The 13,939-nt window shown below is 72.4% G+C and carries 11 protein-coding genes; 3 read left to right on the forward strand and 8 right to left on the reverse strand.

Translation table 11 applies throughout. The features are described from left to right. Together OG819_RS20225 and OG819_RS20230 are read left to right on the forward strand one after the other, a co-directional pair. Positions 1-414: a thioesterase family protein gene (locus tag OG819_RS20225; RefSeq protein ID WP_266624772.1), complete on the forward strand. Its 414-nt coding sequence runs from the start codon at positions 1-3 to the stop codon at positions 412-414. Between the two features lie 2 nt (positions 415-416). Further along, a complete protein-coding gene (locus OG819_RS20230; RefSeq protein ID WP_266634330.1) occupies positions 417-1,106 on the forward strand; it encodes a hypothetical protein in 690 nt (229 codons plus the stop codon). A gap of 2 nt (positions 1,107-1,108) precedes the next feature. Here the strand turns inward: OG819_RS20230 and OG819_RS20235 are convergent, their stop codons facing one another. After that, positions 1,109-1,513 (reverse strand): globin, encoded by a 405-nt coding sequence (locus OG819_RS20235; RefSeq protein WP_190168926.1) that lies wholly within the window; start codon positions 1,511-1,513, stop codon positions 1,109-1,111. Positions 1,514-1,644: 131 nt separating this feature from the next. On the opposite strand from OG819_RS20235, the gene OG819_RS20240 reads away from it, so the two are divergent. Continuing rightward, a complete protein-coding gene (locus OG819_RS20240; RefSeq protein ID WP_266650753.1) occupies positions 1,645-2,640 on the forward strand; it encodes a methyltransferase domain-containing protein in 996 nt (331 codons plus the stop codon). 21 nt (positions 2,641-2,661) lie between these two features. On the opposite strand, the gene OG819_RS20245 is transcribed toward OG819_RS20240, so the two are convergent. The 7 genes from OG819_RS20245 to OG819_RS20275 form a co-directional block, all read right to left on the reverse strand. Next, entirely contained in the window at positions 2,662-4,056 is a 1,395-nt protein-coding gene (locus OG819_RS20245) for an FHA domain-containing protein (RefSeq protein WP_266650754.1), read from the reverse strand. A gap of 73 nt (positions 4,057-4,129) precedes the next feature. Beyond that, the gene (locus OG819_RS20250) at positions 4,130-5,476 is read right to left on the reverse strand and encodes a VWA domain-containing protein (RefSeq protein ID WP_266650755.1); all 1,347 of its coding nucleotides are present in this window, start codon (positions 5,474-5,476) and stop codon (positions 4,130-4,132) included. Between the two features lie 117 nt (positions 5,477-5,593). Then, positions 5,594-6,997 carry a PP2C family serine/threonine-protein phosphatase gene (locus tag OG819_RS20255; RefSeq protein WP_266650756.1) on the reverse strand — a complete coding sequence of 468 codons (1,404 nt, stop codon included), beginning with the start codon at positions 6,995-6,997 and terminating at the stop codon, positions 5,594-5,596. Further along, entirely contained in the window at positions 6,998-9,580 is a 2,583-nt protein-coding gene (locus OG819_RS20260) for a serine/threonine-protein kinase (protein WP_266650757.1), read from the reverse strand. 19 nt (positions 9,581-9,599) lie between these two features. After that, positions 9,600-10,925 carry a hypothetical protein gene (locus tag OG819_RS20265; RefSeq protein ID WP_266650758.1) on the reverse strand — a complete coding sequence of 442 codons (1,326 nt, stop codon included), beginning with the start codon at positions 10,923-10,925 and terminating at the stop codon, positions 9,600-9,602. Positions 10,926-11,007: 82 nt separating this feature from the next. Further along, positions 11,008-12,030 carry a glutamate ABC transporter substrate-binding protein gene (locus OG819_RS20270; protein WP_266650759.1) on the reverse strand — a complete coding sequence of 341 codons (1,023 nt, stop codon included), beginning with the start codon at positions 12,028-12,030 and terminating at the stop codon, positions 11,008-11,010. 29 nt (positions 12,031-12,059) lie between these two features. Beyond that, positions 12,060-13,511, reverse strand: a complete 1,452-nt coding sequence (locus tag OG819_RS20275) for a hypothetical protein (protein WP_266652781.1) — start codon at positions 13,509-13,511, stop codon at positions 12,060-12,062. Between the last annotated feature and the right edge of the window lie 428 nt (positions 13,512-13,939).

Here is a 13,939-nt window from a genome sequence, read left to right on the forward strand (position 1 = left end):
TTGCGGCACATCTACCGCTGCCCGCTGCGCTGGGCGGACATGGACGCGTACGGCCACGTCAACAACGCGGTCTTCCTCCGCTACCTGGAGGAAGCACGTATCGACTTCCTGACCCGCCCGGACAAGCAGTTCAAGCAGGGGTCCGTGGTGGCCCGCCACGAGATCGACTACAAGCGGCAGCTCGTCCACCGGCGCGAGCCGGTGGACATCGAGCTGTGGATCACCCAGATAAGGGCCGCGGCGTTCACGATCACGTACGAGGTCAAGGACGCGGACCAGCTCTACGTCCGGGCCGCGACCGTGGTCGTGCCGTTCGACTTCGAGGCCCAGCGCCCGCGACGCCTCACCGCCGAGGAGCGGGAGTTCCTGGAGGAGTACCGGGACGACCAGCCTGACGAGGCCGTCGCGGCATGACCGTGACCGCCCTGCACCTCGCCGACGACGGGGAGGCGGCGGACCTCGCCGCCTTCCTGGCCCGGCTGATCCACTACGACCGCGCCGCCGCCGTACGCCTCCAGGCGTACGGCACCGCGCTCGCGGTCTTCGGCCGGCCGCCGTCGTTCGAGGTCCTCGCGATCCGTACGGCGCGGCTCGCCAAGCCGTACGAGAACGGGCTCGACGTCACGCTCGACGTGACCGTCTCCGCCGGTGAACTCCTTGAGTCCATCGACGAGTCGGCGGCCACCGTCGGTGTTCCGGAGGCTGTCACCGGGCCGCCGTGGGCCGGGGTCCTCCCGCCCCGCGGAGGCTGGCGGCCGGAGCCGGGACTGCCCGGACCGGACGCCGTACGCGCGATGGTCGCCACCGCGGTCGCCGAATTCCGGTCCCGTACGCAGGAATTGGCGCCCGAGGCCCGTACCCGCGCCGAACTCGACCGCATCGGACGGGAGATCTGGTCCCGGCCGGTCGGAGACACCGGACTTCCGGTACGGGCCGCCCATGCGGCGCAGTCGCTCGGGTTCCTGCGCCCGGTGCGGCAGGCCGACCCAGGCGAGAGCCCGTTGGGGCTGTACTCGTCCGGGGCGTGGCTGCGGCTTCGTACGCCCTATGGATCGATCGCCGTGCGCAGGGCGGGTCTCGGGGCGCTGGACGTCAGCGTCCGCTGATCTCAGCCAGCTGTGTTGATCATCGATGCGGCCGCGTACGTCAGGTAGTTCCACAGCGTGTGCTCGTGCTCTTCGGAGAGGCCGAGCTCGTCGACGGCCACCCGCATGTGCGCGAGCCAGGCGTCGTGCGCCGCCTGGTCGACGGCGAACGGGGCGTGACGCATCCGCAGCCGGGGGTGACCGCGGTTGTCGCTGTACGTCGTCGGGCCGCCCCAGTACTGGATCAGGAACAGGGTGAAGCGCTCCTCGGCCGGGCCCAGGTCCTCCTCGGGGTACATGGCCTTGAGCAGCGGGTCCTCGGCCACTCCCTCGTAGAAACGATGCACGAGGCGCCGGAAGGTCTCCTCGCCGCCGACCTGCTCGTAGAAGGTCTGCTCCTGAAGCGTGCCGCGCCGGATCTCTTTCACCTCACCATGGTCTCAGACCGGGTGGCCGAGGACGCAAGGCTTAGGACCAGCGACCCAGCGGCCCCAGCGGCCCCGGCGACCCGGCGGGTGAGGCATTCGCCTCGCGGCCCGTCCCGCCGCACAGTGGAGGTATGAGCGCCCACGCTCTCGACCACGACCACGACCACGACCTCGACAACCTCGCCACGCTGGCGCGGGCCGCCCTGGTGCGCGAGATCGACCGGAGCGGCGCCTGGGCCGCCGACCCGGTGTGGCGGGCGGCGTTCGAGGAGGTCCCGCGCCACCTCTTCGTGCCGTACTACTACGTGGGTGCCGTGGGCGGCTTCGAGCGCGTGTGGGGCGAGGACCCCGACCCGCGCAGCCGGGAGCACTGGGTGCGCGGCGCCTACGCGGACGCCCCGCTGGCCACCCGGGTGCGCGACGGCGAGCTGATCTCCTCCAGCAGTCAGCCGTCGCTGATGGCGATGATGCTGACCGCGCTGGAGGTACGGGAGGGGGACGCCGTCCTGGAGATCGGCGCCGGCACCGGGTACAACGCGGCGCTGCTCGCCCACCGTCTCGGCGACCGTCTGGTGACCACGATCGACCTCGACCCGGAGATCACGGAGTCCGCGCGCCGGCACCTGGCCACCGCCGGGTACCACCCGACCGTCGTCACCGGAGACGGCGCTCGCGGGGTCCCCGAGCGCGCCCCCTTCGACCGGATCATCGCGACCTGCACGCTGACCTCGATCCCGCGACCGTGGCTCGCCCAGTGCCGCCCCGGCGCCCGCATCCTGGCACCGCTGGCCACCGGCCTGATCGCGCTGCGCGTCCGGGACGCCGGGCACGCCGAGGGGCGCTTCCTGCACACGCCCGCCTATTTCGTGCCCCTGCGCGGCGCGAGCCGGCCCGAGGAACTGGAGCCGCAGCACCTGGGCGAGCTGCCGCGCCGGGTCCGCGGCGACGAGCTGCTCCGGTTCCTGCTGACCCTCGCGGCGCGCAGCCTCGCCCCGTACGAGGCGTACGAGCTCTGGGAGCGCGAGAACCGGCCCGTGCGCGAGCGGTACGGGGTCACGGTCGACGGCGCGGACGCCTGGGCGTGGCTGGACGACCCCGAGGGGCCGTACGCCTGGCCGCTGCCGTGACCCCTGCCGCAGGCTTCGCCGTCAGCCTCGCCTGATGGTGATCGTCGTCCAGGCGCCGACGTGCACCCGGTCGCCGTCCTGGAGCGGGACCGGCACGAAGGGCTGGATGGGCTCCTCGCCGCCGTTGACCGTGGTGCCGTTGGTCGAGTTCTGGTCGACGACCGCCCAGCTGCCGTCGGGCTGCTGGACCAGAACCGCGTGCTGGTGCGAGACGCCGGGGTCCTCGGGGGGCACCGAGAGGTCGATGTCCGGGGTGTCGCCGGTTGAGTGCCGACGGCGGCCGATCGTCAACTGGTTGCCGGTGAGGGGGCGCTGCTGCTCCGGGGAGTACGCGGGCAGGTTCAGGCCCGCGGCCTCGGGGCCGGAGCGCTGCATCATCGCCATGAAGTACTCGCGGTCGGGACCGATCGTCGCGCTCCAGGACAGCGACTGCCGCTGTTGCTGGTAGGCGGGACCGGGGCCGGGCGGGGCCTGGGTCGAGCCGGGCTGCGGATAGCCGTAGCCGCCGCCCTGACCCATACCGGGACCACCGGGACCACCGGGACCACCGGGACGGCCGCCAGGACCACCGGGACCACCAGGACCGCCGGGCGAACCGCCCGGCGGGGAGATCACCCAGTCGTCGTCACCGCCGCCGAAGGACGGGCCCGAGGACTGCGGACCGCCGGGCCCGGGCTGGCCCTGCTGCGGGAACGCGGGCGCGGCCGGCTGCTGGGTGAACGCCTGCGGGGCGCCAGGTCCACCGGGTCCACCGGGTCCACCGGGCGTGGGCCCGGGCGGCGGCGGAACCGGACGGGACGGATCCGCGCCGAAGCCGCCGGGACCACCACCAGGACGACCAGGACCGCCGGGGCCACCCGGGCCGCCCGGACGGGACGGATCACCGCGGAAGCCCGAGGGATCCTGCCCGTAGGGCGGAATCGGTTCCGCGGGGCGGTTCATCTGCGAGGGCCGCGAGCTCTGGTACTCGAAGGGATCGTGACCAGGACCGGGACCGGGACCGGCGCCGGTCCCGCCCGGCTGCCCCTGCGGGGGCTGCTGGAAGCGCAGCGCCGGATTGGGCAGCCCGGGTGCGGGCGACTGCGGACGCGGCGCCGCCGGGGTGTACGAGGTCGCCGTGTTCGTCAGGAAGTTCCACCGGCACTCCTCGCAGAACGGCGCACCGCCCTCACGGGGCGTACGGCACTGCGGGCAGAGCTCCGGCTCGTGTGGGGGCACGGCGGACAGGTGCGGGCGCCCGCCTCCGGCCCCGGGGCCACCGGGGCCGGAGGGCGGGGGCGAGCCGGGCGGCGGATAGCCGTAACCGGCGGGGGGCGGCGGTGGAGGGGGCGGAGGCACGGCACCGGCCATGCGGTGACCGCAGACCTCGCACCAGTCGTCGGAACCCGACTGGTGTCCGTTCGGGCAGGTCGGCATGTCGGCGCTTCCCCCTCTCCTTTTCCGGCCGTTGTGACCGGGTTTCTCCAGTTCCCAGCGGGAACCGGGCTCGCTACTTCTTTACACGAACAGTCTTTGTGGACCGCGTCTCAAGGGTCATTTCGTCGGCCTCTTCGACCCTTGCCTTCAATCGCACAGTACCTGCCGCGGCGTCGACCACGTCCACCACCTTCGCAAGCAGTTTCGCAGTATCGGCGTTGCCCGACACGCTCGCGAGCTGAACGGCCCGGCCCAGCTTGGCCGTCGCTCCGTCGACATCCCCCGATTTGCGCAGATCCAGTCCTTGTTGGATGACTTGCGCCAGTTCCGCCTGACCTGTGTAGTGCGCGACCTGGGCGTTGATCCTCGTCGAGGCCACCATGTCGTCGGTCCACACCGCCTTGACGAGCCCCTGCCCGCCGAGGTTGTGCACGCCTCCGTCGCCCTGCGGTATGACGAGCGACACCCGGGCGGCCAGCATCTCCTGGCCCACTCCGGCCGAGGGGACCTCGACGCACACGTGGTAGTCGCGTGACTCGTCGCCCCAGGACCCGGTGGGGTAGTCGCCGGCGCGTGGGCCCGCCTCGGTGCGACGGTCGGTCAGCTCCTCGACCGTGGGGGCCACTTGCTTGACGAACTTGATCTCGGTCCCCACGGGCGTCCACAGGCGCAGCGCGACGTCCGCGACCTCCTTGCCCATGGCCGTCTCCATCATCTGTGTGAAGTCGGCGGACAGGGCGGCCGGGTCCGCGACGATGTCGGCGGTGCCGAGCAGCGCCGAGGCGATCCCGGTGACCTCCTTGACCTCCCAGTCCGTACCCACTCCACGCGCGTCACAGGTGAAACGTCCGGCACAGGAGTCGAGGGCGGCCTTGAGGTCCTCGGGCGACTCGTGTTCGTTGCGGCCGTCGGTGAGCAGGATCCCGTGCCGGATCGACACCTCGGCCGAGGACAGCAGCCGGTCGGCGAGGCGCAGCCAGGTGCCGATCGCCGTACCGCCGCCCGCGCTCAGCCTGCGCAGTGCCTCCTTGGCCTGACCGCGGGTCGCCGCGTCGGCCACCGCGAGGCGCCCGTTGCCGGGGTAGACCTCCTTGGCGACGTGCGTGCCGCCGATCACCGCGAAGTGCACGCCGTCGCGCAGGGTGTCGATCGCGGCGGCCGTGGCGTCGCGGCCGCCCCGCATCTTGGTCGGCGGGTAGTCCATCGAGCCGGAACAGTCGACCATGATCGCCACGGCGGCGTCCGGGCCCCGGCCCGCCCCGTACAGGTGGGGCGCGCCGACCGCGCTCCCGATGGTGCCGCCGCCGGTGGCGCTCACCGTGACGATCGCGTTGACCTCGCGGCCGCTCTCGGGCAGGTACTCGTTCTGGTAGACGTCGACCGAGAACTGCGGCACGTTCGACTTCGAGAAATTGGCCATGCCTTCTTCGTCCCCCTCAAGACCTCCGGTGGTTGGCGGAGGTGATGACTGTATGCGGACCGGTCCCCTCCGGTCCGAGGCCGTCCCCGTGGGTACGGATTGCGCCCTTTCGCGGCCTCAGGCCGATCCTGCCCCCTGTGGCGGGGCCGGGAACGGGACGACGGCCACTGTTACGTTGTCGTGGCCCCCGCCGTCCAGGGCGTGACCCACCAGGACCTGGGCGCTGTGCAGCGGCCGCTCGGCGGCGTCCAGCGGCACGACCTCGGCCATCTCCTCGGCCGCCTCCGCGTAGTTCCACAGTCCGTCGGTGCACACCACCACTACACCCGGCCGGTCCGGCTTGAAGGAAGCGGTGTGCGGCTCCAGTTCGTACGCGTCCGCGCCGAGCCAGCCCGTGATGGCGTGGGCGCGCTCGTCGGCGTACGCCTGCGCCTCGCTCATCAGGCCCGCGGCGACCATCTGCGCGGCCCAGGAGTCGTCCTCGGTGAGCCGGGCGGGCGGTGTGGCGCGGTCCACCGGAACCCAGTAGGCGCGGCTGTCGCCGACCCAGCCGACGATCAGCAGGGTGGGGGTGACGACCGCGCCGACGAGCGTGCAGGCGGGCGCGTTCTGGTGCGGGGCGTGCTCCTCGTGTGCGGGGGGCGCCTCCGCCAGCGCGTTGACGGCCTCGGCGGCCGTGAGGATCGCCTCGTGCATGGCCTGCTGCGGGTGGGTGCCGAGCGGCAGCGCCGCCAGCAGCGCCTCGTTCGCCGCGCGGGACGCGGCGAGCGAGGCCTCGTCGGGGCGGGTCGCCGAGGAGACCCCGTCGCAGACGATCGCGACGACCGCGGGGGAGCCGTCCGGCAGCGCGGTCGAGGAGATCGCGAACGCGTCCTCGTTGCGATGGTGGCGCAGACCTCGGTCGCTGACCGCGGACACCGCACCCAACTCCTGCTCCATGTGGTCCCGTTCGCGCGGCTGGGCGTGCCCGCAGTTCTCGCAGTAGCCGTCGCTGTCCACATGGCCGGAGCGGCAGGCGACGCACAGTTTGGTGCCCGCGGGGGGCGTGACGGACGCGCCGAGGTCCGCGGTCCGCGGATCGACGACCGGACCGGCGGGGGCTCCGGCCGGCGGGGCGAGTGGGTACTCGTCGGCCTCCGGGCGCCGGTCGAACCGCACGCCTGAAGGCTGTGCGCCCGAAGGGTGCCCGCCCGGCTGTTGGACCCCCGCGGACTCCGTATCCGGGTGGGGGAGTTCGGAGCCGCCCGAGTCCAGGCCCCGGATGTCGGCGGCCCGGTGCACCGGCGCGGGCGTGTCGGAGCTCGCGGGCTCCGGTGCGAGGGGCCAGTCCAGGCCCGCGGCGGCCTCGGAGGGGCGTGGCGACGAGCCGTTCATGGTGATCGTGGGGTGGTCCTGGGGCGGTGCGGGCACCGCCGACAGGTCGTACCCGCACGCACCGCAGAAACGGTCACCCGCCTCCAGGGGCTCCTCGCAACTGGGGCACCGCGAAAGGGCCGTGGGCTGGGGCATCTGGGACATCAATCACACCCACGTCCGGGGGCGGTAACGGTTGGCACGTTCCACCAGGTCGATCCTTTCCTCGCCGCCCTGCGCGAGGCGGGCCAGCGTGCGGTACGAGCGCTCCAGCGCGAAGCGCAGACCGCGCTCGTCCACCTCACTGCCGAGCAACACCCGTCCGCCGCCGGAGTGCGGGGCGGAACTCTGGCTACCGGAGAGTACCCAGTCCAGGGCGCAGCCTAGGACCTCCGTCGACAACTGCTCGCGTCGCACCGCGTCCAGACCGTATCCGTCAAGGGCCTCGACCTGTCCGGCCGCCGCTGTCAGATCGTCCAGGAACGCCGCTGCCGCCGCCTCCTCGGCCAGCCGCTGCCGCAGCCGCGCCCGCACCGCGGCGACCCGCGCCGCCGTGTAGTGGATCGACGACTCCGGTACGGACTCCAGAGTGCGCACGCAGCCGCGGCGGTCGCCCGCCGCGAGCTGGACGCGGGCCAGGCCGAACGCCGAGCTGACATAGCTGGGGTCGGTCGTCCACACCAGGCGGTAGTACTCGGCCGCGTTGTCCAGCTGCCCGAGCACCTCTGCGCACAGGCCGAGCGCCAGCTTCGGTGCGGGCTCGCCCGGGAAGGCGTCGTAGATCGCGTCGAAGGACAGCGCCGCGGTCTCGTGCTCCCCGGTCGCCAGCGCCGCGACGCCCCGGTACCAGACCACCCGCCAGTCGTCGGGGTGGTCCGCCTCCAGCGCCTCCAGTGCCCTGCTCGCGCTGGCCAGTTCACCCATCTCCAGCCGGGCCCGCAGCTCGCGCAGGCGCAGCTCCAGGGAGCCGGTGGGCGCCGCGTGCAGCGCGGTGATCAGCTCCGCGGGCGCCGAGGCCATCAGGCCCGCGAGGAAACCGGCGTTGGGGTCGCCCGGGTCGACGCGGGGGACCGGCAGCGCGAGCGCGGTGGCCGCGGCGTTCAACGGCTTGACCAGAGCGGCCGGGGCCGGGGCCGGAGCGGGCGCCGGGGGGAGCGGCGGGGTGCCGTTCGCCCCCGCTCCGTTGCTGCCGGGGGGCGGCGCGGGCGCGCGCTTTCTCCCCCGTAGGGGCACCACCCGCGCCCCCAGTCGCGACACGTCTCCGTCCAGCTTCCCGAACAACTCGGTGTCCGTGACCTTCAGTTCCGGCCCGAACAGGGTGGACAGGGCCGGGCGTGCCCGCCCCGTCTGGAGGGACACGACCTCCCTGAGGACACCCGTCAGCTGCTCCGCCATCTCCTGCGCGGACGCGAACCGGCGCGCCGGATCGGGATCGGTGGCGCGCACCAGGAGCCGGTAGAAGGACTCGTACGTCCGGAAGACCTCGATGTTGTCGGGGTCCGGCAGCGAGTCCACGAAGACGTTCGTGTACCCCTGGAAGTCGAAGGTCAGTACGGCCAGGGTGCGGGCGACCGTGTAGAGGTCACTCGCCACCGAGGGACCGACCTCGGCCACCTCCGGCGCCTGGTAGCCCACCGTGCCGTAGATGGCCGACTCGTCGTCGTCCATCCTGCGCACCGCGCCCATGTCGATCAGCTTGAGCTGGTCCTCGGTCTGGATCGCGTTGTCGACCTTGAAGTCGCAGTAGAGCAGATTGCGGCTGTGCAGATGGCCGAGCGCCTCCAGGGCCTCGATGCCATACGCGCAGGCCTGCTCCACCGGCAGCGGATCGCGCTTCCCGTCCGCCGTTCGGCGCCCGTTGGCGATCTCCTTCAGCGACTTGCCGCCCACGTACTCCATGACGATGTACCCGTCCAGCGAACCCGTCCGCTGGTCCAGGTGCTCCACGAAGTTGTAGATCCGCACGATGTTGGCGTGCTCGATCTCCGCGAGGAAGCGCCGCTCGGAGATCGCCGCCTCCATCGCGTCCTGGTCGCCGGTGTCGAGCAGACCCTTGAGAACCACCCAGCGGTCGGAGACCGCCCGGTCGACGGCGAGGTAGACCCAGCCGAGCCCGCCGTGCGCGAGGCAGCCCACCACCTCGTACTGGCCGTGCACGATGTCGCCCGCGTGCAGCTTCGGCACGAACGAGTACGGGTGCCCGCACTTGGTGCAGAATCCCTCGGTGCGCCCCGCCCGCTCACCACGCGCACGGCCCACCGGCGCCCCGCAGTCGGAGCGCGAGCAGAACCGCTTCCGCTCGGGCACCTCCGGGTTCTCCAGCACCATCGCGCGCGGGTCGGGCCGCGGCACGTCCGGCACCTGCACCAGGCCGGCACCGAGCCGGCCGCGGCCACTGGAGGCGGCGGTCGAGCCCGAACTGCGCACCGACACCGAGCGGCCGGTCGCGTTGCCGGACAGCGAGCGCGACAGACGTCCGGAGACCGAGCGCCGCGACTGGGAGGAACGCGAGGAGGTACGGGAACTGGAGCCGCGGGAACTCGCCCGCGAACTGCTGCTGGAGCCGCGCGAGCTCTCGCCGCCCGCGGTGAGTCCGGTCGGGGGCGAGCCCACCATCTGTCCCCCAGAGGGGGGACCCCCAGCCGAGACGACGGGTGCCAGACCGCACGTGTCGCAGTACAGCTCGCCGCCGCCCACGTCCTCGTACGACCCCGGGCAACCGGGCCGCTGGCACTTCTGCTGCTCACTCACACTGCATCACCTTCAACGCTCACGCGTGGGGCCCCCTACGGTCGGTGGGGCCGCCCTGCTCGGGCACCCGCGGGCTGAGCAGATCGGCGGCGGCCCGCTGATAGCGCAGCACCGCCTCCCCCGCCACCCGCAGATCGCAGGGCGCGCTCCACAACATGCGCCGGGCCGCGTCGTAGCGCTCGATGAGGAACGGGTCCTCTGCGAGGCCGTGCCGCGCCACCTTCGCCTTGTACGCGTCGAGGCGGCCGCGCAGCTCCGCGCGGACCGCCAGCGGCGCGGTGACCGCGGTCAACGAATCGCGGGCGCGCAGCAGTTCGTCCTCGGCCTTCTCCTCCAGCGCCTCCAGGAGCGGCGAGAGACGGTGCCACTGGGCGTGTCTGCGGTACTCCGCGGCCATCGCCAACTGCTCCTGCAGCGCCGTCGGCGGCCCGCTGACGGCCGGCACCTCGGACGCGGCGATCTTCGCCAGCACCTCGCCGCGGGCGCTCCTGGCCTCCGCGAGCGTGCGGTCGGCGCGGCTGAGCACGTCCCGCAGCCGCACGAGCCGGGCCTCCGCGTCCTGGCGGACGGTGAGCACCGCGTCGATCTCCCGGCGCACGTCCTCCAGGGCGCGCGCCTCGCGGTCGTACGTCGTCGTGTCGGGACGTCCGCCGCCGGGCGCCGAACTGCCCTTCGCGGGCGTCCAGAAGGCCAGCGGGTCGGAGACGACCTGTTGACGCAGGGTGCTCAGGGTTCGGGTGATCCGCTCCAGGTCGTCGCCGGCCGGGTGCTCACCGGGGCGTACGCCCACGGAGTGCGCGAGCTGGCGGGTGCGCTGGAGCTCCGCGGCCAGTAAATCGATCCGGGCGGGCAGCGCGGACCAGACGGCGTCCGCGGCGACGACCGTGTCGAGGGACGACGCGTACAGCTCGTTCATCCGGTCCACCAGCGCCACCAGCGAGAACCGCTCGCTGAGTTTCCCGGTGCCGGCGAGCGTCGGCGCGTTCGCCGCGGCGGTGGCCGAGCCGGCGACCGTGATACTCGCGCCGCGCAGCAGCTCGGTCAGGTCGACCAGGTCCTCACGGCTCGACCAGCGCCGCCGGGAACGGATGTCACGGGCGGAGCGCAGCGCGTCCGTGTACGCGTCGAAGTACGCCCACAGCAGCGTGATCGACGCGTCCGCGGTCGACCAGCGCTCCTTGGTCGTACCCGTGAGCTCGGCGCCCTCGAGGAGTCTGCGGCCCGCGTGGTCCTGCAGGGCGAGGAGCGAGGTCTCGATGGCCTCGTGCTCCGCGCCGAGCCGCGCCAGCGCACGGTCCACCTCGTCCCGGTCCATCACCGGCCCGGGGGGTCCCGTGACGCCCATCGATCACCTCTCGCTCTCGGTCGTGCCCGTTGTCCGCGTTCCCGCCGGCAGCGTTGTCCCCGCTGCCGCTACTCGGTTTCCGTTACTTGTAATGCGCCGTGGGCGGCGTCGCCGACGGGGAGTCCGCCTTCAGGGTCGCGGACAGCCACTTGGTGTAAGAGGCCTGCCAGCCGCCGCTCTTGCGGTAGTCCACGAGCACCTGGTTGACCCGGCGTACCAGATCCTCGGTGCCCAACTTCATCGCCACGCCGTAGTAGTCGTCGGTGAACGTCTTGCCCTTCAGCTCGACCGTCGGGTCCTGCGCCGCCTGGCTGGCGGCGAGCGCGCCGTCGGTCACCACGGCGTCGACCTGACCGAGCTGCAGCCGTACCAGGCAGTCGAGTTGGTTGGGCACCGTGGTGGTGATGTCCGTGGAGGAGGCGAGCGTGCCCGCCTTCTTGTCGGCCGACAGCCTGTCGTGCGCCGTCGAGCCCGCCGCCGAGCAGATCCGCTTGCCCGCCAGCGACTTGTCGTACCCTGTGATGTCCGAGGTCTTGGGGGCCAATACCTGCTGTCCGGTCAGGAAGTACGGGGCCGAGAAGGCCACCTCCTTGAGGCGCGTGCAGGTGATCGTCATGGTGCGCACCACCAAGTCGACCTGGCCGGACTTGATCGCGGGGATGCGCTGGTTGGTGGGGATGGCGTGGAAGCGGACGGCGCTCGGGTCGTCGAGGATCTCCTTCGCGATCTCGTGCGCGAGATCGATGTCGAAGCCCTCCAGGTCGCTGCTCTTCGCCGTGTTGTTCGGATCGCGGTAACCCCAGCGGTAGCTGTTCTGGTCGACGCCGACAGACAGATAGCCGCGCTGCTTGATGGCCGCGATCGTCTTGCCGCCTTCGTCGGCGGACGGGGCGGGGCTGCGGTCCTGCGGGTCGGTGCAGGCGGTGGCCTTCGCCTGGATGCCCAGGGCCACGCCCTGGCCGCCGGTGCCCGTACTGCCGTCCCCGTGGGCGCTGTTCAGCGGCAGCGACAGGAGGGCGAAGACCGCGGTGACGACCAGGGCGAGGGCCATCGCACCCACGCCGCCCCAGCCCTTCAGGCTCGCCCTCAGACGTCGTGCGGTCATCGCCATGCCCCCTTTCACCACTCCCCCTCTCACCGGTACTCCGAAAGCCTGCGCCCGATGCCCAGCAGCGCGCCCGACGCGGCCAGCACCGCGAGGACGGCCGCGCCCGCCGGGAGCCCGCTCATCGCGTCCCGGCCGTCGCCGGCCGCCTGCTTGAACTCACTCTCCTCGTGCGTCAGCGCCGCCGCGAGATTCCTGTCCACGCCGTCGAAGCACTCGCCGGTCGGCTTGTCGGCCTTGGAGCCGATCACCTTGTTCAAGGCGCCCTGGTAGTTACCCCCGTCGTCGGCCACGCGGGCGTCATGGTGACGGACCTTCCAGACCTTCATGTTGGCCGTCGCGGCCTCGACGGGCTTCTGGCCCGCGGTGTCGTCGGCGAGGCCCTCGGCCAGTGCCAGCCCCTTGGTGAGGGTCTTCATGTCCTGCTGGAAGTCGTAGTCGTAGAGGTCCACGGACTCGGTCGCGGACACCTGCTTGGTCTCCGCGCCCCGGCTGACCAGCGTCAGGTTCTCGTTGCCCCGCGCCTTCAGGGAGGCGATCCGGGCGTCGTGCAGCGCGTTCAGCGAGCGAACCCCGTGGTTGTACGAGGAGTTCAGTCCGGCCCGGGCCACGCTGTGCCCGACCACCAGCCAGAGCAGCACGACCGCGGAGGCGGCCGTGGCGGCGACCAGTCCCTGGTTCAACACCCGGTTCGTACGGTGGTAATGGCGCCGCTGGGCCCAGAAGAGCCCGCCGAGCGCGAGGACCCCGAGACCGATCGCGGCCCACGGGTAGGGCTTCGCGTCGGCGTAGTCGGCGCTCAGCCGGGCGTTCTCCCGCGTGTAGAGCTCTTGGGCCTCGGGGAGCATCCCGCCCTGCATCTTCTCGTTCGCGTACCGCAGATACGCGCCGCCGAGCGGATAGCCCTGCCGGTTGTTGGCGCGGGCCCGCTCGATCAGGCCCTTGTACTCCGGCAGCAGCTTGTTGAGCTTGGCGATGGTGTCCGCGGAGGGGGAACCCGGGTCGGAGTTGGCGGCGGCTGTGATCAGCCCCTGCGCGGCCGTCCGGATGTCCTTCTCGTACCGGTCGCGGGTGTCCGCGCTCTCCTGGCCGCCCGCGAGAAAGCCGCTGGAGGCCGCGGTGTTGGCGTCCGCGAGCGAACGGTAGATGTCCGCCGCGCCGGCGCTCAGCGGCTGGCTGCTGTGCAGCACGTCGTCCGCCGCGCTCGAACGCTCCGTCATCTGCCAGACGGTGACCGTGCCGAACGCGACGACCAGGAGGGCGAGCACGGCGCCGATGAGGCGCAGCCGACCCGGTTCCGTGGTCGCCGCGGCGTGCAGACGGTCCACGCCCTCCGCCCAGGCGGTGCGGCGTGCGGGGGTGGCGTCGGGCGTGGCGGGTCTGCCCGGCGGCGAGGAAGGCCCGGACCGCGGCGCCGTCGCTGTCGCCGTCGCGCCGTACTGTGCCGCTGTCGCGCCGGACTGCGGCGGGACAGCCGGCATCGTGGGCGTGGCCGGCTGCCCCGGTGGCGCCGGGGTGCCCTTCGGCGGTTGTGTCACTTGACCTCCCCCATGGTCATCCGTCGGTCACCTCCCCCGCGTACGCGGGAGCACGAAGAGAGGTGCACGGCCGCAAGTATCGCCGCCGGGGCTGACATCCGCACAGGCCTTGACTGGATCTTGTTCGGATTGCAGCCCACCCTTCGTACAGTGGTGGCCCGTTCGGACGGCAGCGCGATCGCGGCGCTTCGCGCCACCCCCCTGGCCATGAATACGCCGCCGGTGTGTGTTCGGTTCCCTTTCGAATGCGCCGGTACGCGGGGTATGTGCGAGGGGTGGTCATTTCGGGTGCGGGTGGGTGGGGGCCGGTCGCGCCCACGCGGCGGAGCCGCATATGTCACAGCCCCGCGCCCCTGAAAGCCTGGGGCGGA

Source organism: Streptomyces sp. NBC_01549, assembly GCF_026339955.1.
In the GTDB taxonomy this organism is placed as follows: Bacteria; Actinomycetota; Actinomycetes; order Streptomycetales; family Streptomycetaceae; genus Streptomyces.

Bases quoted from the DNA above. Each gene is read 5' to 3' on its own strand.
- OG819_RS20240 (WP_266650753.1), top strand. From the start codon at position 1,645: ATGAGCGCCCACGCTCTCGACCACGACCACGACCACGACCTCGACAAC.
- OG819_RS20245 (WP_266650754.1), bottom strand. From the start codon at position 4,056: ATGCCGACCTGCCCGAACGGACACCAGTCGGGTTCCGACGACTGGTGC.
- OG819_RS20250 (WP_266650755.1), bottom strand. From the start codon at position 5,476: ATGGCCAATTTCTCGAAGTCGAACGTGCCGCAGTTCTCGGTCGACGTC.
- OG819_RS20265 (WP_266650758.1), bottom strand. From the start codon at position 10,925: ATGGGCGTCACGGGACCCCCCGGGCCGGTGATGGACCGGGACGAGGTG.
- OG819_RS20270 (WP_266650759.1), bottom strand. From the start codon at position 12,030: ATGACCGCACGACGTCTGAGGGCGAGCCTGAAGGGCTGGGGCGGCGTG.
- OG819_RS20275 (WP_266652781.1), bottom strand. From the start codon at position 13,511: ATGCCGGCTGTCCCGCCGCAGTCCGGCGCGACAGCGGCACAGTACGGC.